We start from the raw sequence: 23,660 nt of genomic DNA on the forward strand, positions 1-23,660 counted from the left end.
GAGGAGTCCTCTGCCAGGTTAAAAACTGTTACCCATGTGCTTGAACCGATTTGTCACCTATGTGGGTGAGTCGTACCCAAAGCGTTTTTGCTTACTTTTTTGGCGTTTGAAAAAAGTGAGTCGCCGTAAGGGCGAAACCGTACTCTCAGGCGATAGAGAGGCGGCGTCGGAGTACGCGGCTCAATAAAAACAAAAGCACCCTCTCCCCTAGCCCCTCTCCCATAAATGGGAGAGGGGAATTGATCGTGATCCTTCGGCGATATCAGCGGGTCTTCGAGGCTGCCGAGATTTTCGCGGCTGAAGCCGCTCCTACAGATTTGGTTGGCTTCGGGTCGCGGCTCAAGCCCCTCCTACAAGACCGTGGCGATACCAGCGGCCTTGCCTTCACGTCCCCGCAATCAACCGCTCGACGATCTGCCGTAGCTCAGGATGCTCCGGCACCTGAATGCCAAATTCCTCGCGCAACACCCTCAGCACCTCATCGACACTCTGCAGCTGCACTCGCTCACTCGCCTGCCTTAGGCGGTGGATGGCGAAGCTCCCATTGTTCAGCGTCTTGCGCAGGCCGGGCCCGGTGCGGGCGGCGATCATCTGGCCGAGGAAGGGCGAATCCGGGTGGGTGCACACGTACCAGTTGCCCACCACGTAGTCGATATCCGCCACCTGCTGCAGGTCGAACACGTACATCGCCCGCCAGGTGTCAGCCACCAATGCACGCAGGGTGTAGGTGCCGTCCACCAAGGTCAGGCGATAGGGCTCGTGCGGTGTGGCCTGCTCCGCGTCGCTGTCGAGCAGCAGCGGGCCGGTCGGCACCATGCCGCCGAAGCCGACGTCGCTGATGTAGCGCACGCCATCGATGGTCACCAGCACCAGCATGTGGGTGCGCGCCGGCAGAGCATCTTCCGGGCCGCCCATGACCACGCGGCCGGTCAGCCCGCGCGCGTCGAAGCCCAGCGCCTGCAACAGCAGCAGATAAAGACGGTTGAGTTCGAAGCAGTAGCCGCCACGGCCCTGACGCAGCAGCTTGTCCTGGATCGCAGCGGGGTCGACCTCCACCGGCACGCGCAGCATGCAGGCCAAGGTTTCGAAGGGAAATTCGGCGGTGTGTCGCGCCTGCAGTTCACGCAGGGTATCGAGGGTCGCTGGCGGCGCCGACGAGTAACCCAGGCGTCCGAGGTAGGTGTGCAGGTCCAGCATGAATGGCTCGGTCATCGTGCTTCTCCCTTTCTCACTGCGGGCTTTTGTACCAGAGGTATAGGGATAGGCGATATGCAACGAGCCGCAGGGCGTGTTCGAATCAGCGCTTTCGGTTTGCGGCGGCCGGCACACACAAATCCGCGCAGATGCGCCAATCTATCGCTCACCGCCCGAGCTTGCCGAGGACTCCATGATGCACCTTCGCCTTTTCTGCACCTTCTCCCTGTTACTCACCCTGAGCGGCTGCGGCGCCGGTGAGACGGCCGCCACCGCCACACTCCAGGCGGAGCAGGCCAAACAGGCCCAGCAGCAGATGGAGCAGCTCAAGCAACAGATCGACCAGGCCAATGCGGCGAACACTCAGCGTCTGCAGGAGGCCATCGATCAGGCGCAGTAAACGGCGTCTCCAGCGGAGCGCTGCTTGCAACGAGCAACGCGCCACTGACAACAAAAAGGCCGATCTCTTGATCGGCCTTTTCGTTCAACGCAGCAGCTCACTCAGCCATTGCTGGGGAAGGCGAACTGCGCCGCCTCGTGGCTCTTGCGTGCCGGCCAGCGCTGGGTGATGGCCTTCTTGCGGGTGTAGAAGCGCACGCCATCCGGGCCGTAGGCATGCAGGTCGCCGAACAGCGAGCGCTTCCAGCCGCCGAAGCTGTGGTAGCTCACCGGCACCGGCAGCGGCACGTTGACGCCGACCATGCCCACTTCGATCTCGTCGCAGAACAGGCGCGCCGCTTCACCGTCGCGGGTGAAGATGCAGGTGCCGTTGCCGTACTCGTGATCGTTGATCAGTTGCATGGCTTCTTCCAGGCTGCCGACGCGGACGATGCACAGCACCGGGCCGAAGATTTCGTCGGTGTAGATGGTCATCTCCGGGGTCACCTTGTCGAACAGGGTGCCGCCGACGAAGAAGCCATTCTCGTTACCCGGTACCACCAGGCCGCGACCGTCGACCACCAGCTTTGCGCCCTGCGCCACGCCGGCGTCGATATAGCCCTTGACCTTGTCGCGCGCAGCAGCGGTGACCAGCGGGCCCATGTCCAGGCCGCAGGAGGTGCCGGCACCGATCTTCAGCGCCTGGATCTGCGGGACGATCTTCTCGACCAGCGCATCGGCGATCTGGTCGCCCACGCACACGGCAACCGAGATGGCCATGCAGCGCTCGCCGCAGGAGCCATAGGCCGCGCCCATCAGCGCGCTAACGGCGTTGTCCAGGTCGGCATCGGGCATCAGTACGGCGTGGTTCTTGGCGCCACCCAGGGCCTGCACACGTTTGCCGCGCTTGGTGCCTTCGCTGTAGATGTACTCGGCAATCGGCGTCGAGCCGACGAAGCTCAGGGCTTTGACCTCGGGCGCTTCGATCAGGCCGTCGACCGCGTCCTTGTCGCCGTTGACCACGTTCAGCACGCCCTTGGGCAGGCCGGCCTGGTTCAGCAGCTCGGCGATGAACAGGGTAGAGCTGGGGTCACGCTCGGACGGCTTGAGGATGAAGCAGTTGCCGCAGACGATGGCCAGCGGGTACATCCACAGCGGCACCATGGCCGGAAAGTTGAACGGGGTGATGCCGGCGACCACGCCGACCGGCTGCAGGTCAGTCCAGGCGTCGATGTTCGGGCCAACGTTGCGGCTGTATTCGCCCTTGAGAATTTCCGGGGCGGCGCAGGCGAACTCGACGTTCTCGATGCCGCGCTTGAGTTCGCCGATGGCGTCTTCGATGGTCTTGCCGTGCTCGGCGCTGATCAGCGCGGCGATTTCGTTCTCGTTCTGCTCCAGCAGTTGCTTGAAGCGGAACATGATCTGCGCGCGCTTGGCCGGCGGGGTGTTGCGCCAGGCCGGGAAAGCGGCCTTGGCGGCGTCGATGGCCAGTTGCAGGGTGGCGCGGTCGGCCAGGCCGACCTGGGTGGTGGAGTCGCCGGTGGACGGGTTGAATACCGGAGCGGTGCGGCCGGTGCCAGCAACCAGTTCGCCGTTGATCAGGTGCTTGATTGTGCTCATTAGGTGCTCTGCTCGCTAAAACGGAAAAGGGTTGGCGTTACCAGGGCCACCTGCGCGGCCCTGGGTTCATGATGTTTTCAACTCGATCTCGATGAAGGCCACTTCGTGATCGCATGGATTGATGACGTTGTGCTCGGTGCCGATCTGCCGGGTGTAGCTCTGGCCTAGCACCAGTGGCGCACGCCGCTCGCCTTCAGGCGTCTCCAGCAGCAGTTCGCCGTTGGTGACCGGCACCACGACGTACTCCATACCGTGGCGATGCCAGCCAGTCTCGGCACCGGGGGCGAAGCGCCACTCGGTGACGACGACCTTGTCGGTATCGAGCTGAACCGTGGCGACAGCCTTCGCGCGCTCGCTCATCAGGCGATCCCGTTGAGGGCGTCGCCAACGGCGTTGAACACGCGGTCGAGGTCTTCGATCTTGGCGTTGAAGGTCGGGCCGAACTGCAGGGTGTCGCCGCCGAAGCGCACGTAGAAGCCAGCCTTCCACAGGGCGATACCCGCCTCGTACGGGCGGATCACCGCATCGCCGTCACGCGGGGCGATTTGCAGCGCACCGGCCAGGCCGCAGTTGCGGATGTCGACGATGTGCTTGGCGCCTTTCAGGCCATGCAGCGCCGCTTCGAATTTCGGTGCCAGCTCGGCGGCCTGCTGGATCAGGTTCTCACGCTTGAGCAACTCCAGCGTCGCCAGGCCGGCGGCGCAGGCGACCGGGTGCGCCGAGTAGGTGTAGCCGTGGGTGAACTCGATCATGTGCTCCGGCGACGGCTGCTGCATGAAGGTGGTGTAGACCTCGCTGCTGGCGATCACTGCGCCCAACGGGATGGCGCCGTTGGTGATCTGCTTGGCGACGTTCATCAGATCCGGAGTGACGCCGAAGTATTCCGCACCGCTCCACTTGCCCATGCGGCCGAAGCCGGTGATCACTTCGTCGAAGATCAGCAGGATGTTGTGCTGGGTGCAGATTTCGCGCAGGCGCTGCAGGTAGCCCACCGGCGGCACGATGGCGCCCGCCGAGCCGGACATCGGCTCGACGATGACGGCAGCGATGTTGGACGCGTCGTGCAGTTCGATCAGCTTGAGCAGCTCGTTGGCCAGTTCCACGCCGCCGGTTTCGGCCATGCCCTTGGTGAAGGCCAGGTGCGGCTGCAGGGTGTGCGGCAGGTGGTCGGCGTCCATGAACTGGCCATACATCTTGCGGTTGCCACCAATGCCGCCGAGCGAGGTACCGGCGATGTTGACGCCGTGGTAGCCACGGGCGCGGCCGATGAACTTGGTCTTGGCCGGCTGGCCTTTGAGGCGCCAGTAGGCCTTGGCCATTTTCACGGCGGTGTCGGCGCACTCGGAGCCGGAGCCGGTGAAGAATACGTGGTTGAGTTCGCCCGGCATCAGGTCGGCGATCTGCTCGGCCAGCTTGAACGACAGCGGATGACCATGCTGGAAGCCCGGCGAGTAATCGAGGGTGCCGAGCTGCTTGGCCACGGCTTCCTGGATTTCCTTGCGTGAGTGGCCGGCGCCGCAGGTCCACAGGCCGGACAGGCTGTCGTAGACCTTGCGCCCGGTATCGTCGGTCAGCCAGTTGCCTTCGGCGGCCACGATCAAACGTGGGTCGCGCTGGAAGGCGCGGTTGGCGGAGAACGGCATCCAGTGCGCATCCAGCTTGAGCTGGCTGGCCAGGGACGGGGTTGCGGTCTGCGGCATGTTCATCGGGGTGGCCTCGGCAGTGGCGGCGTGATCGGGAGCTTTGTGGGAGGGGCTTTAGCCGCGACTGTCGCCGCTGAAGCGCCTCCCACAGATACAGCGTCTGTTGCCAGCAAAGGTGCCACGGGCATAGAGTCAGTAAAACAGTACTCTTCTTATCTTCAGTTCAAGGTTCACTAAACAAATGAGCAGCCGCCGTCCCGATCCGCTGGCCCAGGTCAGCGACTTTGAAATCCGCCTGCTCAAGCTGTTTCGCAGCGTGGTGGAATGCGGCGGTTTTTCCGCCGCCGAGAGCGCATTGGGGATCGGCCGCTCGGCCATCAGCCAGCAGATGAGCGATCTGGAGCAGCGCCTCGGCCTGCGCCTGTGCCAGCGTGGCCGCGCCGGTTTCGCCCTGACCGAGGAAGGCCGCGAGGTGTACCAGAGCACCCTGCAACTGCTGGCGGCGCTGGAGAGTTTTCGCACCGAGGTCAACGGCCTGCACCAGCACCTGCGCGGTGAGCTGAACATCGGCCTCACCGACAACCTGGTGACCATCCCGCACATGCGCATCACCAATGCCCTGGCGCGGCTCAAGGTGCAGGGGCCGGACGTGCGCATCAATATCCGCATGACGCCACCCTCGGAGGTGGAGCAAGGCGTGCTCGACGGCCGCCTGCACATCGGCGTGGTGCCGCAGGTCGGCGCCCTCTCCGGCCTGGAGTACCAGGCGCTGTACGATGAGCGCTCGTTGCTTTACTGCGCGGTCGGCCATCCACTGTTCTACGTCGACGACCAGCAGCTTGAAGACGAACGACTGAACGCCCAGGAGGCCATCGCCCCGACCTTCCGCCTGCCGCCCGAGGTGCAGAGCCACTATCAGGCGCTGAACTGCACGGCCAGCGCCTCGGATCGCGAAGGCATGGCCTTCCTTATCCTCACCGGGCGCTATATCGGCTACCTGCCCGATCATTACGCCCAGGCCTGGGTGCAGCAGGGGCGCCTGCGTGCACTCAAGGCCAGCAGCCGCTATTACGACATCAACCTGGCGGCGGTGACGCGCAAGGGGCGACGCGCACACCTGGTGCTAGAGAGCTTTCTCGAGACCTTGGCCGAGGCCTGACATGCGCACCAGCGCAGGGCAACGCGCTGCAAAAAAGTGCAGCGCGCCTGACAAGGCCGCTGCCGCATACAAAAGCGCGGTAGATCGTATCCAAAGCATCCCGCGCATTGCGCCGCATCGACAGAAAAACTGATCACCTGGACAGCTTCTTGCATTCCGCCGTCAGCCGCTGCCACCGGCAGCCCGACTCGACTCCCTGCCCCCTCCCGCAGGCCCACCACGAGAATGCCATGAGTACCCAAGACACTCCCCACTCCGACCTGATCTATGGCCTGGATGATCGCCCGGCGCCGCTGCCGGCGTTTTTCGCCGCGCTGCAGCATGTGCTGGCCTGCTTCGTCGGCATCGTCACGCCGACGCTGATCATCGGTGCCGTGCTCGGCCTGCAGGAGCAACTGCCCTACCTGATCAGCATGGGTTTGATGGTGTCCGGGGTCGGCACACTGATCCAGGCGCGCCGCCCCTTCGGCGTCGGCGCCGGGATGATCTGCGTGCAGGGCACCAGCTTCGCCTTCCTCAGTGCCGTGCTGGCGGCAGGCATGCTGGTCAAGGCTCGCGGCGGCAGCCCGGACGAGATTCTGGCGATGATTTTCGGCGTATGTTTCTTCGGCGCCTTCATCGAGATGGTGCTGAGCCGCTTCATTGGCCGCTTGCAGCGTATCGTCACGCCGCTGGTGACCGGCATCGTCATCACCATCATCGGCATCAGCCTGATCAAGGTCGGCATCACCGACCTCGGCGGCGGCGCCAAGGCCGAGCACTTTGGTGCGCCGGCCAATCTGGCGCTGGGCGCTTTGGTGCTGGTCAGCATCATCGTACTCAACCGCCTGAGCAATCCCTGGCTGCGCCTGTCGGCCATCATCATCGGCCTGCTGCTAGGCTCGCTGGTGGCCTGGCTGAGCGGCGTGCTGGTGCCCAAGGCGCTGCCGGAGCTGCCACTGATCAGCCTGCCGATCCCCTTTCGCTACGGTTTTGCCTTCGACTGGATGGCCTTCGTGCCGGTGGCGCTGATCTACCTGATCACCGCCATCGAAACCACAGGCGACCTGACCGCCAATTGCATGATCTCGCGCCAGCCGATCAAGGGCCCGCAGTACCTCGAACGCATCAAGGGCGGCGTGTTCGGCGATGGCGTCAGTTCGCTGATCGCCGCCGTGTTCAACACCTTCCCCAACACCACCTTCAGCCAGAACAACGGCGTGATCCAGCTCTCCGGCGTGGCCAGCCGGCATGTCGGCTACTACATCGGCGCGCTGCTGATCGTGCTCGGGTTGTTCCCCGTACTGGGCGCGGTACTGCAACAGATTCCCAAGCCGGTGCTGGGCGGCGCCACGCTGGTGATGTTCGGCACCGTGGCCGCCGCCGGCATCCGCATCCTCGCGCAGGCGCCGATGGATCGACGCAGCCTGCTGATCATGGCCACCAGCTTCGGCATTGGCCTGGGCATTTCCAGCCAGCCGAATCTGCTGAGCCAGATGCCCATCCTGGTGCAGAACGTGTTCGGCTCGGCCATCACCAGCGGCGGCCTGACCGCCATCCTGTTGAACCTGCTGCTGCCGCTGGAGCGCACCACAGCGCAGGCGTGATGGCGCCATGGTTGGTCAATCCAACGTCGCCGGATTAATGACGGCAAGCTTCTTGCTGGCAACTGGCCAGAGCGTCGTTCGCGGCGCTCGCCGTCATCCAGGCGGTGCCCGTCTCGTGGTCGGGCGCCGTCACGATTTCCCAGGTTTCCGAGGGGCCATGATGTTTTTCTTCAAACCGGTTCTGACCTTGATGAACCGCGCCCGCTACGCCCAGAAATTCCTGCTGATCTTCGCCGTGTTCATGTTGCCCTATTGCTGGCTGTCGACCAGCAAGCTGCTGGATGTCAGCCAGGTGCTGGAAGCCTCGCGCCATGAGCTGCAGGGCTTGCAGACACTGGAGCACTACCTGCCGGTCTACCGCCAGGCGCTGGAGATGGCCAGCATGCAGGTGGTCGGTTACGCCCGCATCAAGGACGACGCCAAGCAGGCCATCGAGCGCCAGACCCAAGCCTACCGGCAGCAGAGCCAGGCCCTCGACGCCTGGCTGCAGAACGGCCCGTTCGCCGACTTCGCCCTGGCCGACAGCGCCAACGGCGTAGAGCCGAACAAACAGATTTCGGTGCAGGGCCTGAGCTCGCAGATGATGGAGCATGGCCGCTTCCTCAACGTGCTGACCGCCAACATGCGTGAAATCGCCGCCGTTTCACGCCTGAGCCAGGACAGCGATCCGCGCGTCTACCGCAATCTCGACCTGCTGCTCAACGAGCTGCTGCCGTTGTACGAAACGCTCAATCAGACGCGCGCCTTCGCTGGCTACATGACGGCGTACGGCTTCCTCGAATCCTCATCGCGGCCGACCATCATCAATCAGCTCAGCAGCCTCTCGCTCTATGCCGACAAGGCCCAGGGCAAGGGCAATGCCCAGGCGCGCCAGCTGATCGGCGAGGCCGCCAGCGCCGCCGCCGAGCGCTACAAACGTGAGATCGTCGACACCTACACACGCAGCGGTTACTTCGACCAGAAAGCCGTCGAGCAATGGCTGCAGCGCTACGATGCCTATGCGCCACAGGCGGCCAGCCTCGACCAGGCCAGCCAGGTGCTGTTCGAGGAAACCACCGCGCTGCTGCAGGCCCGCGCCGACGCCAACCTGCGCGAGCTGCTGCTGTGGGCCGCCACCCTGACCCTGGTGGTGGCGCTGCTGCTGTACCTGTTCATCGGCTTCTACCTGTCGGTGCGCGGCGCCATCCGCGACCTGACCAGCGCCACCCGGCGCATGGCCGAAGGTGACCTACGCCAGCCGGTGAGCACCGCCGCCCGCGACGAACTGGGCGACTTGGCCAAGGACTTCAACGACATGCAGGCACGCATGCGCCAGCTCATCACCGAAGTGGTGCGCTTCTCGGAGACCACCCTGGGCAAGGCGCAGAGCGTTGCCGAAAGCGCCTCCACCAGCCAACGCAGTGTCGAACGACAGGCCAGCGAGCTGGAGCTGATCGCCACCTCGATGAGCGAGCTGGTGAGCAACGTGCAGGAGGTCAGCCAGAACTCCCACGTCACCGCCGACAAGGCCAACACCGCCGGCGAGAAGTGCCGCGAGGGTCGCGTGCAGGTCGATCACGCCGTGGCGCGGATCAACCAGCTATTCACCGAGATGGATGAATCCATCGGTGCCATCACCTCGGTGGAGAAGGAAAGCCTGGAGATCGTCAAGGCGGTCGACCTGATCAAGAGCGTCGCCGAGCAGACCAACCTGCTGGCGCTCAATGCCGCCATCGAGGCCGCGCGTGCCGGCGAGCAAGGCCGAGGTTTTGCCGTGGTCGCCGACGAGGTGCGCAGCCTGGCGATCCGCTCGCATGAGCTGACCGGCGAAATCGACCAGACCATCGGCCGCCTGCGCCAGCAGGTCGGCAATGCGGTGAAGACCATTCGCGGTAGCCACCAGAGCGCGGCGCAAAGCGTTGAGCAGGTGACGCTCACAGCGAATATCTTCGAAGCCATCACCGGTAGCATGGATCAGATCATCGATCACAATATCCAGATCGCGTCGGCCGCCGAGCAGCAGGCAGCGGTGGTACAGGGCGTGGAACAGAACACCCTGGAAATCAAGACGCTGAGCGAGAGCAACGCCCACGAGGCGCAGAGCACGGTACACGTCAGTGACGAGCTGAGCGGCATGACCCGTGACCTGCACGGGCTGATCGCTGCGTTCAGAGTCTGACGGCCGTAGAGTTTTCCTGCCCCAACGCTTGTCACCCATGCGGCGCTGGGGTATCAGTGCACTCGCACCGCCCCCTGATCAGTCCGGAAACGTCCATGACCTTTGAAGTCCACGCTCACACCGCCAACGGCAAACCTGCCGGTCGCATCCGCCAGAAGAACGAGGAGGCCATCATCAAGGCCGCCGAAGAAGAGTTCGCCCGGCACGGCTTCAAGGGCACCAGCATGAACACCATCGCGCAGAACGTCGGCCTGCCCAAGGCCAACCTGCACTACTACTTCAACAACAAGCTGGGGCTGTACCTGGCGGTGCTGAGCAACATCCTCGAACTGTGGGACAGCACCTTCAACAACCTGACCGCCGATGACGACCCGGCCGAAGCACTGGAGCGCTACATCCGCGCCAAGATGGAGTTCTCCCGCCGTCAGCCGAAGGCATCGCGCATCTTCGCCATGGAAGTGATCAGCGGCGGCGAATGCCTGTCGCAATACTTCAACCAGAACTACCTGGACTGGTTCCGTGGCCGCGCAGCCGTGTTCGAAGCCTGGATCGCCGCCGGCAAGATGGACGCCGTCGACCCCATGCACCTGATCTTCCTGCTGTGGAGCAGCACCCAGCACTACGCCGACTTCGCCTCGCAGATCTGCCGCGTCAAACAGTGCTCGCGCCTGACCAAGCAGGACTTCGAGGAAGCCGCCGACCAACTGGTGCACATCATCCTCAAGGGCTGCGGCCTGACGCCTGCAAACAAGGCTTCATAAGGGCGTCATATTCGCCCACTAGGCTGCCTCCACCTGTTGAGGAGAGCAGCCCTGATGGACAACAACCAAGAACTGACTGACCTGCAACGCCTGGTACTGAGCCGGCGTCGTTTCATCGGCACTGGCGCCCTGGCCGGCGCGGCCCTGTTCCTTGCCGGCAGCCCGCTGGGCCGCAGCGCCCTGGCCAATGCCATCAGCGCCAGCCCGCTGCTCGGCTTCGACAACATCGCCGCCAGCACCGCCGACACCATTACCCTGCCGCCAGGCTATCGCTTCGACGTGCTGATCAGTTGGGGCCAGCCGCTGCATGCCAACTCCACGCCCTATCGCGGCGACGGCAGCCATAACGCCAAGGAGCAACTCGGCCAGTTCGGCGAAAACAACGACGGCATGAGCTTCTTCCCCTGGCCCGGCGACACCAACCGCGCGCTGATGGCGATCAACAACGAATACTGCAACTACCAGTACCTGCTGCAGCACGGCAAACCGCCGCAGTCGCTGGAAGACGTGCGCAAGGCCCAGGCTGCCGTGGGCGTCACCGTCATCGAGGTCAAGCGCGACGCAAACGGCGCCTGGCACTTCGTCCAGGGCTCGCCGTACAACCGCCGCGTGCATGCCAACCTGGCCATGGAAATCAGCGGCCCGGCGCGTGGCCATGAGCTGATGAAGACCAAAGCCGATCCGTCCGGCATCGAAGTGCTCGGCACCTTCCAGAACTGCTCCAGCGGCATGACGCCCTGGGGCACCTACCTGACCTGTGAGGAGAACTTCACCGACTGCTTCGGCAGCACCGATGCCAAGCTGGCCCTGAGCCCGGCGCTCAAGCGCTACAGCGTCAACCTCGAAGGCGCCAGCGACAACCGTTGGCACCTGTTCGATGAGCGCTTCGACATCTCGCGCCATCCCAACGAGGTCAACCGCCACGGCTGGATCACCGAGATCGACCCGTTCGACCCGGACTCCAAGCCGATCAAGCGCACCGCGCTGGGCCGCTTCAAGCACGAGAACGCCGCCCTCACCGAGACCCGCGACGGTCGCGTAGTGGTCTACATGGGCGACGACGAGCGCGGCGAGTTCATCTACAAGTTCATCAGCCGTGACCGCCTCGACAAGCGCAACCCCAAAGCCAACCGCCACCTGCTCGACCATGGCGATCTGTACGTCGCCCACCTCGGCGGCGATGCCCAGCAGCCGCGTGGCGAAGGCAAATGGATCAAGCTCAGCTTCGGCGCCAACGGCCTGACCGCCGAGAACGGCTTCAGCGACCAGGGTGACGTGCTGATCCGCGCCCGCGCCGCCGGCAGCCATGTTGGCGCCACGCGCATGGATCGCCCGGAGTGGATCGCCATCAGCCCGAAAGATGGCCAGGTCTATTGCACCCTGACCAACAACGTCAAACGCGGCAACGAAGACCAGCCGGTGGACGGCGCCAACCCGCGCGCCAACAACGTCTACGGGCAAATCCTGCGCTGGCGTGAAGCCGGTGACGACGCCGCAGCCGAGCGCTTCACCTGGGATCTGTTCGTGGTCGCCGGCAACCCGGTGGTGCACCCCGGCACACCTAACGCCGGCTCGGCCAACGTCAACGCCGACAACATGTTCAACAGCCCCGATGGCCTCGGCTTCGACAAGGATGGCCGGCTGTGGGTGCTCACCGATGGCAACTACGGTGACAGCGGCGACTTCGCCGGCATGGGCAACAACCAGATGCTCTGCGCCGACCCGGTCAGCGGCGAGATCCGCCGCTTTCTGGTCGGCCCGCGCGGCTGCGAGATCACTGGCCTGGCCTTCAGCCCGGATCAACGCACGATGTTCGTCGGCGTGCAGCATCCAGGCGAAGACGGCAAGTCCAGCTTCCCGGATCACCGCGACGGCATGCGCCCGCGCTCCTCGGTGGTGATGATCCGCCGCGACGACGGTGGCGTGATCGGCGCCTGAAAGCGAGCGCAATGAATCAACGCCCGCCAGGCTTATACTGGCGGGCGTTTTCATTTGCAGACCCGGTTGCCATGCCCAGTACCCTGCTCGGCCCTTGCGAGTACCGCGAGGAAATCCGCAAGAGCCGCTTCCTCGCCCTCGCCGCCCCGGTGGCCAACGCCATCGGGGCTCAGGCCTTTATCGAACGTCACAGCGACCTGGCCGCCTCGCACAACTGCTGGGCGTGGAAGGTCGGCAACCAGTACCGCTTCAACGACGACGGCGAACCCGGCGGCACCGCAGGCCGGCCCATCCTCGCCGCCATCGAAGGGCAGGACTGCGACCAGGTGGCGGTGCTGGTGATCCGCTGGTACGGCGGCATCCAGCTCGGCACCGGCGGCCTGGCCCGCGCCTACGGCGGCAGCGCAGCCAAATGCCTGCAAGCCGGCGAGCGCCGCGAACTGATCGTGCGCCAGGCCTTCACCTGTCATTTGCAGTTCGCCGAACTGCCGCTGTTCAAGGCGCGCCTGCACGACTTCGACAGCCTGATCGAAGGCGAAGACTACGACGCCACCGGCGCCCGCCTGCACCTGGCCGTAGCGCCTACCGAGCGCGCAGAGCTGGAACGCTTGCTGGGCGATATCAGCCGTGGCCGCGAACAGTTGCACAGCCTATGAAGCGCCTCAGCCTCGTTCTGCTGCTGGCCCTGCCCCTGCTCGCACAGGCAGAGGTGGACGAACACCTGCAGTATCAGCACTACGACGTGCCGATTGCCTCTGATGACTCCCTGCGCCAGGCGATCAACCGGGCCTCGTCGATTCACCAGGCTGGACAGATCTACCACGCCTATAACGCCTGGAACGTACAGTGGCGGTTCTGGTGGTACGAAGAACGCGACGGACGCTGCCGTCTGACCCGCACGCACACCCAGCTCACGTCGCAAATCACCCTGCCCCGCCTCGCTGGCGGCGATGGGCAGCAGCGTCAGCGCTTCGCCCAATACCTGCAAGCCCTGCGCGAACACGAACTGGGCCATTACCGCATCGGCCAGGCCGCCGCTGCCGAAATCGACACAGCCCTGCTGGCAACGCCGGAGTACCCCAGTTGCGCCGAGCTGCAACGCCAGGCCAACCAACGCGCCAATACCATCCTGCAACAGCACATCGAACGGGAACGCCGCTACGACCGCGACACCGGCCACGGCCGCAGCCAAGGCGCCTGGCTGACGGAATGACACTGTAGGAGCGGCGCCCCGCCGCGAACCAGGGCTGGGGGCACTCGAAAAGCTTCGCCGCGACAGGGGATTGCCGTACCGGGCTTATCGGATCGTCATCCGCTATGCTCACCTGCTTTCTCACCCACCATGGAGCCCGACATGACTGCCTCCCGATCCATCCTGATCATTGGAGCCTCGCGCGGCCTCGGCCTTGGCCTGGCCAGTGAATTCGCCGCCCAGGGCTGGGCCGTGACCGCCACCGTGCGCAGCGCCGCGCAACAAGCGCCGCTGCAAGAACTCGGCGCGCGCGTGGAACAACTGGAAATGACCGACTCGGCCAGCCTGGAACAACTCGCCGGCCGCCTGAACGGTCAGTTATTCGACGTCATCTTCGTCAACGCCGGCGTCGCCGGCCCCGACCACCACAGCACCGCCCAGGCCACGGCCGAAGAAATGGGCCAGCTGTTCCTGACCAATGCCGTCGCCCCGCTGCGCGTGGCCGAACGCCTGCTACCGAACCTGAACGCCGAGCATGGGCTGATCGTGTTCATGAGCTCGATTCTCGGCAGCATCGAGACTGGCGCCGGCATGGGCATGCCGCTGTACGGCGCCAGCAAGGCCGCGCTGAACCACCTCGTGCAGTGCTTCGTGCGTGGCCAGGACAACCCGAAACTCGGTGTACTGCTGATGCACCCGGGCTGGGTACGCACCGACATGGGCGGCGCCAACGCCCCGCTGGATATCGACAGCAGCTGCAAGGGCATGGTGGAACAGATCAGCACCGCCGTCGGTCACCCGGGCCTGCGCTATCTCGACTACCAGGGCACTGCGCTGCCCTGGTAAGCATCGCCGCTCGATATCGGCCCGCGCCAGGCGGGCCGTACAGCTCTGCAGGAGAACAACAACGATGGAAGTAAATATCGGTAATGACCCGGAGTTGATCCGCTTGGCTCAAGGTATCCGCTATCAGGTCTTCACCTGTGAACAACGGATTCCCGAAGAGTTGGATCTTGATGGATTGGATGACACGTCCTTCCATGCGTTGGCAACAGAACAGGGTGAGCCTATTGCCACTGCCCGCCTAACGCTGAAAGAGAACGGGGCTTCTACCCTGGCCAGGGTGGCGGTCAGTGAGGCTTATCGGAGCGCAGGAGTTGCTTCGGCCGTTGTCCGGGCATTGATGCAGCATGCGCAAGAGATAGGCGCCACCTCCATTGAACTGCATGCCCACAGCCACCTGAAAAGCTATTACGAAAAGTTTGGGTTTGAGTTCATCAAGGAAGTTGAAATCGTCGGCGAACATCAACTCATTGAAATGCGGCGCCAACTCGCACGCACGTAGCGGCATAAGGCTATAGCTCCCAGGCACTAGTGTGAGGGCCATGCCGCCTCTCTACCGGGCCGGATAGGCTGTCGCCATTTCGCGCCAGCATGCGCAGCCAGAGAATCCGTATACTCTGCGTGCTTCAAACACTCGCCGGATGCGAGCCTCCCACCACCGTCAATCGGAACCAGGTCAATGGACAACCTGTATCAGCCTCCCAAAGCCGAACTGCTGGACGAACAATCGCCCTCCCGTAACGCCTTCTTCGTCACCTCAGAGAACAAACTCTACCTGCTGAATTTCGCCACCTTCGGCCTGTACTCCCTCTACTGGTTCTACAAGCAGTGGGACAGCCAACGCGCCGCGATGCTGCCGCAACACATCATGCCGGCGGCACGTTCGCTCTTTCAGATTTTCTACACCCACTCGCTGTGCCGCCTGATCAGCGAGCACCAGCGACGCCAGGGGCTGGGATCTTGGGATTATTCGGGCACTGCCTGGCTCTATGTCCTGTTGCTCTTCGTCACCAATGGCCTGTCACGGGTGGATATCCAGAACAGTGCTCTCGACCTGCTGCTATTGCTCGGCTGCGTAATGGCGCCAGCCTTTCCTCTGGCGCAGATCCAGCGACAGGCCAACCAGGCCAGCGGTGATGAGGATGGGCAGAGCAATGCACGGATCAGCGGCCAGAACCTGCTGTTCATCATTCCCTGCGCCTTGCTGTGGATACTGGCTGTGGTGGGCATCTTTATCTGACGCCCGAATACAGTCAGTGCAGTTTTAGGGTGGATTGAGCGCAGTAAAAACCCTCATGACCACACCACTTGGGTATCGCGGCGCTTAATCCAGGCGACCTGCCGCCGGAAGGTCAGTCGCCTGGCTGGGGCGTCGCGCACCACATAAGGCTTTAGAACTGCGAATCACGGCTGAAGCCGCGCCTACACGAGTGCCGCCCACAACGTAGTAGCCGCACGCGCAAATACGGTGCATCTGCCACTGCGCACGCAGGAGCGCGCACCAATGGTGGGCGCCAAAACACTCGTGGCCGTAGGCGAGCCTCGTGCCAGCGCATTTTCTGACTCCATGGCCAGGTTTTTGCTTTAGCCCCGCTCAGTTCTATTCATGAGCGTTTTCCATGTCTGCCTCACCCGACTCCCCACGCTTGCAGCTCACTGCCATCAGCAAGCAGTACCCCGGCTGCCTGGCCAACGACCGTATCGACCTGGCCATCGCCCCCGGCGAGATCCGCGCCCTGCTCGGCGAGAACGGCGCTGGCAAGAGCACGTTGATGAAGATCATCTACGGCGTCACGCAACCCAGCAGCGGCGAGATTCGCTGGCAGGGTCAGGCCTTGAAGATGCGTGACCCGGCCATGGCGCGCAGCCTGGGTATCGGCATGGTGTTCCAGCATTTCTCGCTGTTCGAGACGCTGACCGTGGCCGAGAACATCGCCCTGGCCATGGGCGCCGAGGCCGGTACGCCCAAGCAGCTTGAGCCGAAGATTCGCGAGGTGTCGCAGCGCTACGGCATGGCCCTGGAGCCAACCCGGTTGGTGCACAGCCTGTCCATCGGCGAACGCCAGCGGGTGGAGATCGTCCGTTGCCTGATGCAGGACATCCAACTGCTGATCCTCGACGAACCCACCTCGGTACTCACCCCGCAGGAGGCCGATGAGCTGTTCGTCACCCTGCGCCGCCTGGCCGCCGAGGGCTGCAGCATTCTGTTTATCAGCCACAAGCTGGGCGAGGTGCGCGCGCTGTGCCAGAGCGCCACGGTGCTGCGTGGCGGCCGGGTGTCCGGCCATTGCGTACCGGCCGAATGCTCGGATCTGGAGCTAGCGCGACTGATGGTCGGCGATGCCGAGGGGCTGGAGAGCACTTACCCGAAAGTCAGCGGCGGCCTGCCACGGCTGCGTGTCGATGACCTGAGTTGGCATAACCCCGATCCGTTCGGCTGCTCGCTGGAACGCATTCGTCTGGAGGTGCGCAGCGGCGAGATCGTCGGCATCGCCGGCGTGGCTGGCAATGGTCAGGACGAACTGCTCGCGCTGCTCAGCGGCGAAACGCGCCTGCCCCGTGGCGAGCGCGAGCGGGTCAGTCTGGATACCGCACCCGTGGCCAATCTGCACCCGGATGCGCGGCGTGGGCTGGGCCTGGCCTTCGTGCCCGCCGAACGCCTTGGCCATGGCGCGGTGCCGGAGATGAGCCTGGTGGACAACGCCCTGCTCACCGCCTTCGGCCAGGGCCTGGTCAAGGGTGGGCTGGTGCAACGCGGCAAGGTGCGGGCGCTGGCCGAGCAGATCATCCAGCGCTTCTCGGTAAAGACACCGGATGCCGACACCGCTGCACGCAGCCTGTCCGGCGGCAATCTGCAGAAATTTATCCTGGGCCGGGAAATCCTGCAGAACCCGAAACTGCTGGTGGCCGCGCACCCGACCTGGGGCGTGGACGTTGGCGCCGCTGCGGCCATCCACCGCGCGCTGATCGCCCTGCGCGATGCCGGCGCGGCGATTCTGGTGATCTCCGAAGACCTCGACGAGCTGTTCCAGATCAGCGACCGCATCGGCGCGCTGTGCAGCGGGCGGCTGTCGCCGCTGGCCGAGACCGCGCAGGTATCCACCGTGGAAGTCGGCCGCTGGATGGCCGGTGAATTCGATCAACCCGCCGCTGCTGCGGCCTGCTGACGGAGCCCGTCATGCTGTTATCCCTGGAACCGCGCGGCCAGGAGTCGCGCCCCATGCTCTGGCTGTCGCCGCTGTTGGCCGCCGTGCTGACGCTGCTCAGCGGCATGCTGCTGTTCACCCTGCTCGGCCATGACCCGCTGGAAACCCTGCACACCCTGCTCATCGCCCCGGTCAGTGACTGGTACGGTGTGTCCGAACTGCTGGTCAAGGCGCTGCCGATCCTGCTCTGCGCCCTGGGCCTGGCGGTCGCCTACCAGGCGCGTATCTGGAACATTGGCGCCGAAGGCCAACTGCTGATCGGCGCCCTGGCCGGCAGCGCCATGGCCCTACAACTGATCGACTGGGAAAGCCGCTGGGCGCTGGCCTGGGTAGTGCTGGCCGGCACCGCTGCCGGTGCGTCCTGGGCCGGGCTGACCGCCTGGCTGCGCACCCAATTCAATGCCAACGAAATCCTCACCAGCATCATGCTCAACTACATCGCGCTGAACCTGCTGCTGTTCTTCGTGCACGGCCCGCTGAAAGACCCCGCTGGTTTCAACTTCCCCGAGTCGGCGATGTTCGGCGATGCCAGCCGCCTGCCGCTGGTCAGCGAGGACGGGCGCCTGCACGGCGGTCTGTACCTGGCGCTGCTGGCCCTGGTGGCGGTGTGGGTGCTGCTGCACAAGAGCTTTCTCGGCTTCCAGATCAAGGTGTTGGGCCTGGACAGCCGCGCCGCTGGTTTCGTTGGTTTTCGCGAGAAGCGCCTGGTGTGGTTCGCCCTGCTGGTCAGCGGCGCGCTGGCCGGGCTGGCGGGTGTGGGCGAAGTGGCCGGGCCCATTGGCCAACTGGTGCCGCAGGTGTCGCCCGGCTACGGCTATGCGGCGATCACCGTGGCCTTTCTTGGCCGCCTCAATCCGCTCGGCATTGTCGCCGCAAGCCTGCTGATGGCGCTGCTCTACCTGGGCGGCGAGAACGCGCAGATGACGCTCAATCTGCCGCAGGCGATCACCCAACTGTTCCAGGGGATGATGCTGTTCTACCTGCTGGCCTGTGATGTGCTGATCCTGTATCGGCCACGGCTGAAGTGGAAATGGGCGAGGCGCGAGCGCCTCGCTGGAGCGACCACCTGACTGTGGGAGTGGCTGGGCGGTATTCCGCTGTAGCCGCGACAAAAGCTCGCCGCTGAAGCGCCTCCCACAAAGCGCATGAATGCAAAGGAATCCCTATGGATCTCGACCTGTTGACCAATATTTTCTACGCCATGGCCCGCACCGGCACGCCGCTGCTGCTGGTGGCCCTGGGCGAGCTGGTGTGCGAGAAGAGCGGCGTGCTCAACCTCGGCCAGGAGGGCATGATGCTGTTCGGCGCAGTGATCGGCTTTATCGTCGCCTTCAGCACCGGCAGCCTGTGGCTGGGCGTGCTGCTGGCGATTGTCGCCGGCATGCTGCTGTCGCTGCTGTTCGCCGCCGTGGCGCTGGGCTTCAATGCCAATCAGGTGGCCACCGGCCTGGCCCTGACCATCTTCGGCGTCGGCCTGTCCACCTTCGTCGGCGCCGCCTGGGTCGGCAAACCGCTGACCGGCTTCGAGCCCATCGTCATTCCGCTGCTGTCCGATATCCCGCTGATCGGGCGCATGCTGTTCGCCCAGGACGTGCTGATCTACCTGTCCTTCGCCCTGTTCGCCCTGATCGCCTGGGTGCTGCTGAAAAGCCGCATCGGCCTGATCATCCAGGCCGTTGGCGAGAACCCGGACGCCGCCAGCGCCATGGGTCTGCCGGTGCTGCGCGTGCGGACTCTGGCGGTGCTGTTCGGCGGCGCCATGGCGGGCCTGGCGGGCGGTTACCTGTCGCTGGCCTACACGCCGATGTGGGCGGAGAACATGACCGCCGGACGCGGCTGGATCGCCCTGGCGCTGGTGGTGTTCGCCAGTTGGCGCGTATTCCGTGTGCTGCTCGGCGCCTACCTGTTCGGCCTGGCCAGCATCCTCCACCTGGTGGCGCAGGGCATCGGCCTGTCGATTCCGTCGAACCTGCTGGCCATGCTGCCTTACGTCGCCACCATCGTGGTGCTGGTGCTGCTCTCGCGCGATGCGATCAAGACTCGGCTGTATGCACCGGTATCGCTGGGCCAGCCTTGGCAGCCGGGGCATTGAGAGAGAGGGACGGCGCCCTGACCGGCCACAACTGCGCCACGCCCCAGGACAATTCGAAGACCAGGAAGATCGCGATCAGTGGCGTTGCGCCGTGCATCAACGCGTAGATCTGCCAGGTGGAGAACAGCAGGCGACCGGCCGCGTCATAGCGACCGAACACTGCTTGCGGATCGCGAATACGCAGCACCGACCAGACGCAGATGATCGAGCCCATCAGGTTGCCCAGCAGCATATGCATCGGTTCGAAGGCCGGTAGCGCACCCGGCAGACCCAGGCCGTGGTGCAGGCTCTGCAACAGGCCATGCAGCGCCATGAAACTCCAAGGTGTGGCGAAGGGTGCGGCTACCAGCAGGTCGTACCAGCCACTGGCCCGTACCAGGCGGCGATAGTGTTCGGGGATCCACATGGGTGTTGCTCCAGTCATTGAAGGAGCGCCCAGGCTAAGGCCTGGAGTATGCTCCAAGGTCAACACCCCACCGAGCGAAAAGATGCGAATCGGAGAACTGGCCGAAGCCTGCGACGTGAGCCGCGACACCCTGCGCTTTTACGAGCAACGCGGATTGATCGCCGCACGGCGCACTGCCAACGGCTACCGCGACTACCCCGTCGAGATGGTGCAGCTGGTCACCTATATCAAGACCGCGCAGCGCCTGGGTTTCAGCCTCGGCGAGATCAGTCAGCATGTCGGCGACCTGTGGCAGACCAGCGACCCGGATCAGTCCGTGACCCAACTGCTGCAGGACAAGCTGGCACTGATCGAGCGCCGCATCGACGAACTGCAGCAATTGCGCAGCGAACTGCTGCAACGCCTGACCACCACCTGCCCGCTGCGCGCCTGACAGCGATTGCTTGCTGACCAAAAAGTCAGCTATCTTCCGCGCACGTCGATGCCGACGCACCTGGATCAGCAGACAGGGTCAACACTGAGCTGGCTTACCTGACATCAACCTCAGAGGAGCCTGCTCATGGCAGCTACCCGTATCTGGATCAAGACCCCCCTTGCCATCTTCACCGCCAATGACCTGGACGCTTCCGGCGGCGTGGTGATCGAGGATGGCCGCATCGTCGAAGTGCTCAGCAAAGGCCAGCAACCTGCCGCGCCCTGCCAGCAAGTATTCGACGCTCGCGAGCACGTGGTGCTGCCGGGCCTGATCAATACCCACCATCACTTCTACCAGACCCTCACCCGCGCCTGGGCACCGGTGGTCAACCAGCCGCTGTTCCCCTGGCTGAAGACGCTCTACCCGGTCTGGGCACGCCTCACCCCCGAGAAACTCGCCCTGGCCAGCAAGGTGGCGCTGGCCGAACTGTTGCTGTCCGGCTGCAGCACGGCCGCCGATCACCATTACCTGTTCCCCGGCGGCCTGGAGAACGCCATCGACGTGCAAGTCGAGGCGGTACGCGAACTGGGTATGCGCGCCATGCTCACCCGCGGTTCGATGAGCCTGGGCGAAGCGGACGGCGGCCTACCACCGCAGCAAACGGTGCAGCAGGGTGAGGTGATTCTGGCGGACAGCCAGCGCCTGATCGGCCAGTACCATGAACGTGGCGACGGCGCGCAGATCCAGATTGCCCTGGCGCCCTGCTCGCCCTTCTCGGTGACTCAGGAAATCATGCGCCAGAGCGCCGAACTGGCCGAGGCGCTGGACGTGCGCCTGCACACCCACCTGGCCGAAACCCTCGACGAGGAAGACTTCTGCCTGCAGCGCTTTGGCCTGCGCACCGTGGATTACCTGGACAGCGTCGGCTGGCTCGGCCCACGCACCTGGCTGGCCCATGGCATCCATTTCAACCCCGACGAGATCAACCGCCTGGGCGCTGCCGGCACCGGCATCTGTCATTGCCCCAGTTCCAACATGCGCCTGGCTTCGGGCATCTGCCCCAGTGTCGAACTGGAAGCCGCCGGTGCGCCGCTGGGCCTGGGCGTCGATGGCTCGGCCTCCAACGATGCCTCGAACATGATCCTCGAAGCGCGCCAGGCGCTGTATATCCAGCGCCTGCGCTACGGCGCCGAGCAGATTACCCCGCAGCGCGTGCTTGGCTGGGCCACGCGCGGTTCGGCGCGCCTCTTGGGGCGTAGCGATATCGGTGAGCTGGCGCTGGGCAAGCAGGCCGATCTGGCGCTGTTCAAGCTCGATGAGCTGCGCTTTTCCGGCAGTCACGACCCGCTTTCGGCGCTGCTGCTATGCGGTGCTGATCGTGCCGACCGGATGATGATTGGCGGCACCTGGCGCGTCATCGACGGGCAGATCGAAGGGCTGGACGTGGCAAAGCTGATCGCCGATCACCGGCAGGCGGCGCGCGAGCTGATCAACGGCTGACATCCGCTAACTGCCTGAGTCGCGGCTGAAGCCCCTCCCACAAAAGCCCATCCACCTATTGGCGCTGTTCTTGTAGGAGGGGCTTTAGCCACGACCGCCATTGACGAGTCTCTACGCACCACAACACGGCACGTCACAACACCACGCACCAATCCAGCTCCAGCATCGAGCCAGGCCATTAGCCAGAACGGCTGCAACACTCCTATCTGTCCTGTTGGTCAGCTTTTTGCAGTCATGGGGTCAGCCAACCAACAGCTACCCAAAACACAAGACTGGAGTTCCACCGACCATGTTCGAGAAGAGCAAGAAACCGCTGCTGCGCACCCTCGTCGCCGCCCTGGGCTTTGGCGCCATGCTCAGCGCCTCCGCCGCCGATCCGCTGAAGGTCGGCTTCGTCTATATCGGCCCCATCGGCGACCACGGCTGGACTTACCAGCACGAGCAGGGCCGGCAGATGCTGATCAAGGAAATGGGCGACAAGGTCAGCACCAGCTTCGTCGAGAACGTGCCGGAAGGCGCCGACGCCGAGCGGGTCATCCGCAACATGGCCAAGGGCGGTTTCGACCTGATCTTCACCACCTCCTTCGGCTACATGAACCCGACCATCAAGGTGGCCAAGCAATTCCCCAAGGTGACCTTCGAGCACGCCACCGGCTACAAGCAGGCCAAGAACGTCGGCACTTACCTGTCGCGCTCCTATGAAGGCCGCTACGTCGGCGGCTTCCTCGCGGCGAAGATGACCAAGACCAAGAAGGTCGGCTACATCGCCTCCTTCCCGATCCCCGAGGTGATCCGCGACATCAACGCCATCCAGCTCGCCTTGGATAAATACAACCCGGGCACCGAGATCAAGGTGGTGTGGGTCAACACCTGGTTCGATCCAGGCAAGGAATCCGACGCCGCCAACGCGCTGATCGACCAGGGCGTGGACGTGATGTTCCAGCACACCGACAGCCCGGCGCCAATCCAGACCGCCGAGCGCCGTGGTATCTATGCCGTGGGTTACGCCTCGGACATGGCCCACTTCGGGCCCAAGGCCGTGCTCACCTCCATCGTCAACGACTGGGGCCCGCACTACATCAAGTCCACCCAGGCGGTGCTCGACGGCACCTGGAAATCGCAGGACTTCTGGGGCGGCCTGGCCGAGGACACCATCGAACTGCCGATCAGCGATCTGGTACCGGCTGACGTGAAGAGCGAGGCAGAGCAGATCATCGCCGACATTCGCAGCGGCAAGTTCCACCCCTTCACCGGCCCGATCAAGGATCAGAGCGGCGCGGTGCGCATCGCCGATGGCGTGAGCGCGACCAATGCCGAGCTGGCCTCGATGAACTACTACGTGGAAAACGTGAAGGCCGAAATGCCGAAGTAAACGGTTGGCGGGTTGCACCCGCCCTACGGGCAGAACATTGTGGGAAGGGCTTTAGCCGCGATGATTTAGTCTGTAGGGCGGGTGCAACCCGCCACCAAGCCAATACCGATGCCGTCCCTGCTATTGGCAGAACCGCATCAAGGGGATCTCATCCGAGGTCTCTTTCCGCTGCCCTGGGTACGAGAAGACTCGCAGCA

22 protein-coding genes and 1 pseudogene are annotated in these 23,660 nt (G+C 64.2%); 18 read left to right on the forward strand and 5 right to left on the reverse strand.

From position 1 onward, the window contains the following. Positions 1–384 precede the first annotated feature (384 nt). Positions 385–1,212: an arylamine N-acetyltransferase gene (locus tag VC352_RS13800; protein ID WP_322980131.1), complete on the reverse strand. Its 828-nt coding sequence runs from the start codon at positions 1,210–1,212 to the stop codon at positions 385–387. A gap of 178 nt (positions 1,213–1,390) precedes the next feature. Here VC352_RS13800 and VC352_RS13805 point away from each other — a divergent pair, with 178 nt between their 5' ends. Continuing rightward, positions 1,391–1,594, forward strand: coding sequence for a hypothetical protein (locus VC352_RS13805; protein ID WP_239692321.1), 204 nt, complete (start codon positions 1,391–1,393; stop codon positions 1,592–1,594). A 101-nt stretch (positions 1,595–1,695) separates the two neighbouring features. Here VC352_RS13805 and VC352_RS13810 read toward each other — a convergent pair whose 3' ends face one another. The 3 genes from VC352_RS13810 to VC352_RS13820 form a co-directional block, all read right to left on the reverse strand. Continuing rightward, complete coding sequence (locus VC352_RS13810; RefSeq protein ID WP_322980132.1) at positions 1,696–3,192, reverse strand: CoA-acylating methylmalonate-semialdehyde dehydrogenase; 1,497 nt, start codon at positions 3,190–3,192, stop codon at positions 1,696–1,698. Positions 3,193–3,258: 66 nt separating this feature from the next. Continuing rightward, the gene (locus VC352_RS13815) at positions 3,259–3,552 is read right to left on the reverse strand and encodes a cupin domain-containing protein (RefSeq protein ID WP_322980133.1); all 294 of its coding nucleotides are present in this window, start codon (positions 3,550–3,552) and stop codon (positions 3,259–3,261) included. Next, on the reverse strand, positions 3,552–4,898 hold the full coding sequence (locus VC352_RS13820; protein WP_322980134.1) for an aspartate aminotransferase family protein: 1,347 nt from the start codon (positions 4,896–4,898) through the stop codon (positions 3,552–3,554). Before VC352_RS13820 ends, VC352_RS13815 begins: the two co-directional genes overlap by 1 nt. Positions 4,899–5,076: 178 nt before the next feature. On the opposite strand from VC352_RS13820, the gene VC352_RS13825 reads away from it, so the two are divergent. The 14 genes and pseudogenes from VC352_RS13825 to VC352_RS13885 all read left to right on the forward strand — a co-directional run bounded on the left by VC352_RS13825 (position 5,077) and on the right by VC352_RS13885 (position 19,770). Beyond that, positions 5,077–5,994, forward strand: coding sequence for a LysR family transcriptional regulator (locus VC352_RS13825; protein ID WP_322980135.1), 918 nt, complete (start codon positions 5,077–5,079; stop codon positions 5,992–5,994). 230 nt (positions 5,995–6,224) lie between these two features. Beyond that, positions 6,225–7,580, forward strand: a complete 1,356-nt coding sequence (locus VC352_RS13830; RefSeq protein ID WP_322980136.1) for a nucleobase:cation symporter-2 family protein — start codon at positions 6,225–6,227, stop codon at positions 7,578–7,580. A gap of 757 nt (positions 7,581–8,337) precedes the next feature. Beyond that, a pseudogene (locus tag VC352_RS25460) lies at positions 8,338–8,883 on the forward strand (HAMP domain-containing protein); the annotation flags it as partial. A gap of 141 nt (positions 8,884–9,024) precedes the next feature. Then, complete coding sequence (locus VC352_RS25465) at positions 9,025–9,738, forward strand: methyl-accepting chemotaxis protein (RefSeq protein ID WP_416340183.1); 714 nt, start codon at positions 9,025–9,027, stop codon at positions 9,736–9,738. A gap of 95 nt (positions 9,739–9,833) precedes the next feature. After that, positions 9,834–10,499, forward strand: coding sequence for a TetR/AcrR family transcriptional regulator (locus VC352_RS13840; RefSeq protein WP_322980138.1), 666 nt, complete (start codon positions 9,834–9,836; stop codon positions 10,497–10,499). Between the two features lie 54 nt (positions 10,500–10,553). Beyond that, positions 10,554–12,437 carry a PhoX family phosphatase gene (locus tag VC352_RS13845; protein WP_322980139.1) on the forward strand — a complete coding sequence of 628 codons (1,884 nt, stop codon included), beginning with the start codon at positions 10,554–10,556 and terminating at the stop codon, positions 12,435–12,437. 71 nt (positions 12,438–12,508) lie between these two features. Continuing rightward, the gene (locus VC352_RS13850; protein WP_322980140.1) at positions 12,509–13,093 is read left to right on the forward strand and encodes a YigZ family protein; all 585 of its coding nucleotides are present in this window, start codon (positions 12,509–12,511) and stop codon (positions 13,091–13,093) included. Next, positions 13,090–13,650 (forward strand): DUF922 domain-containing protein, encoded by a 561-nt coding sequence (locus VC352_RS13855; protein WP_322980141.1) that lies wholly within the window; start codon positions 13,090–13,092, stop codon positions 13,648–13,650. The genes VC352_RS13850 and VC352_RS13855 overlap by 4 nt, the downstream gene beginning before the upstream one ends. Positions 13,651–13,791: 141 nt before the next feature. Then, a complete protein-coding gene (locus VC352_RS13860) occupies positions 13,792–14,475 on the forward strand; it encodes an SDR family oxidoreductase (RefSeq protein WP_322980142.1) in 684 nt (227 codons plus the stop codon). Positions 14,476–14,539: 64 nt separating this feature from the next. Further along, positions 14,540–14,974, forward strand: a complete 435-nt coding sequence (locus VC352_RS13865; protein ID WP_322980143.1) for a GNAT family N-acetyltransferase — start codon at positions 14,540–14,542, stop codon at positions 14,972–14,974. A gap of 177 nt (positions 14,975–15,151) precedes the next feature. Beyond that, on the forward strand, positions 15,152–15,712 hold the full coding sequence (locus VC352_RS13870) for an MFS transporter permease (RefSeq protein ID WP_322980144.1): 561 nt from the start codon (positions 15,152–15,154) through the stop codon (positions 15,710–15,712). Positions 15,713–16,091: 379 nt separating this feature from the next. Then, positions 16,092–17,639 (forward strand): ABC transporter ATP-binding protein, encoded by a 1,548-nt coding sequence (locus tag VC352_RS13875; RefSeq protein ID WP_322980145.1) that lies wholly within the window; start codon positions 16,092–16,094, stop codon positions 17,637–17,639. Positions 17,640–17,650: 11 nt separating this feature from the next. After that, positions 17,651–18,748, forward strand: coding sequence for an ABC transporter permease (locus VC352_RS13880; protein WP_322980146.1), 1,098 nt, complete (start codon positions 17,651–17,653; stop codon positions 18,746–18,748). 95 nt (positions 18,749–18,843) lie between these two features. Beyond that, positions 18,844–19,770, forward strand: coding sequence for an ABC transporter permease (locus VC352_RS13885; RefSeq protein WP_322980147.1), 927 nt, complete (start codon positions 18,844–18,846; stop codon positions 19,768–19,770). Here the strand turns inward: VC352_RS13885 and VC352_RS13890 are convergent. Continuing rightward, positions 19,712–20,176 carry a hypothetical protein gene (locus VC352_RS13890; RefSeq protein ID WP_322980148.1) on the reverse strand — a complete coding sequence of 155 codons (465 nt, stop codon included), beginning with the start codon at positions 20,174–20,176 and terminating at the stop codon, positions 19,712–19,714. The genes VC352_RS13885 and VC352_RS13890 overlap by 59 nt on opposite strands. Before the next feature lie 82 nt (positions 20,177–20,258). On the opposite strand from VC352_RS13890, the gene VC352_RS13895 reads away from it, so the two are divergent. The 3 genes from VC352_RS13895 (at position 20,259) to VC352_RS13905 (ending at position 23,463) form a co-directional block, all read left to right on the forward strand. Further along, positions 20,259–20,609, forward strand: a complete 351-nt coding sequence (locus tag VC352_RS13895) for a MerR family DNA-binding transcriptional regulator (protein WP_322980149.1) — start codon at positions 20,259–20,261, stop codon at positions 20,607–20,609. A gap of 126 nt (positions 20,610–20,735) precedes the next feature. After that, positions 20,736–22,091 carry an 8-oxoguanine deaminase gene (locus tag VC352_RS13900; RefSeq protein ID WP_322980150.1) on the forward strand — a complete coding sequence of 452 codons (1,356 nt, stop codon included), beginning with the start codon at positions 20,736–20,738 and terminating at the stop codon, positions 22,089–22,091. Positions 22,092–22,380: 289 nt separating this feature from the next. Next, positions 22,381–23,463, forward strand: a complete 1,083-nt coding sequence (locus VC352_RS13905; protein ID WP_322980151.1) for a BMP family ABC transporter substrate-binding protein — start codon at positions 22,381–22,383, stop codon at positions 23,461–23,463. Positions 23,464–23,660 lie beyond the last annotated feature (197 nt).

The sequence above is a fragment of the Pseudomonas sp. C11 genome (assembly GCF_034683865.1).
In the GTDB taxonomy this organism is placed as follows: Bacteria; Pseudomonadota; Gammaproteobacteria; order Pseudomonadales; family Pseudomonadaceae; genus Aquipseudomonas.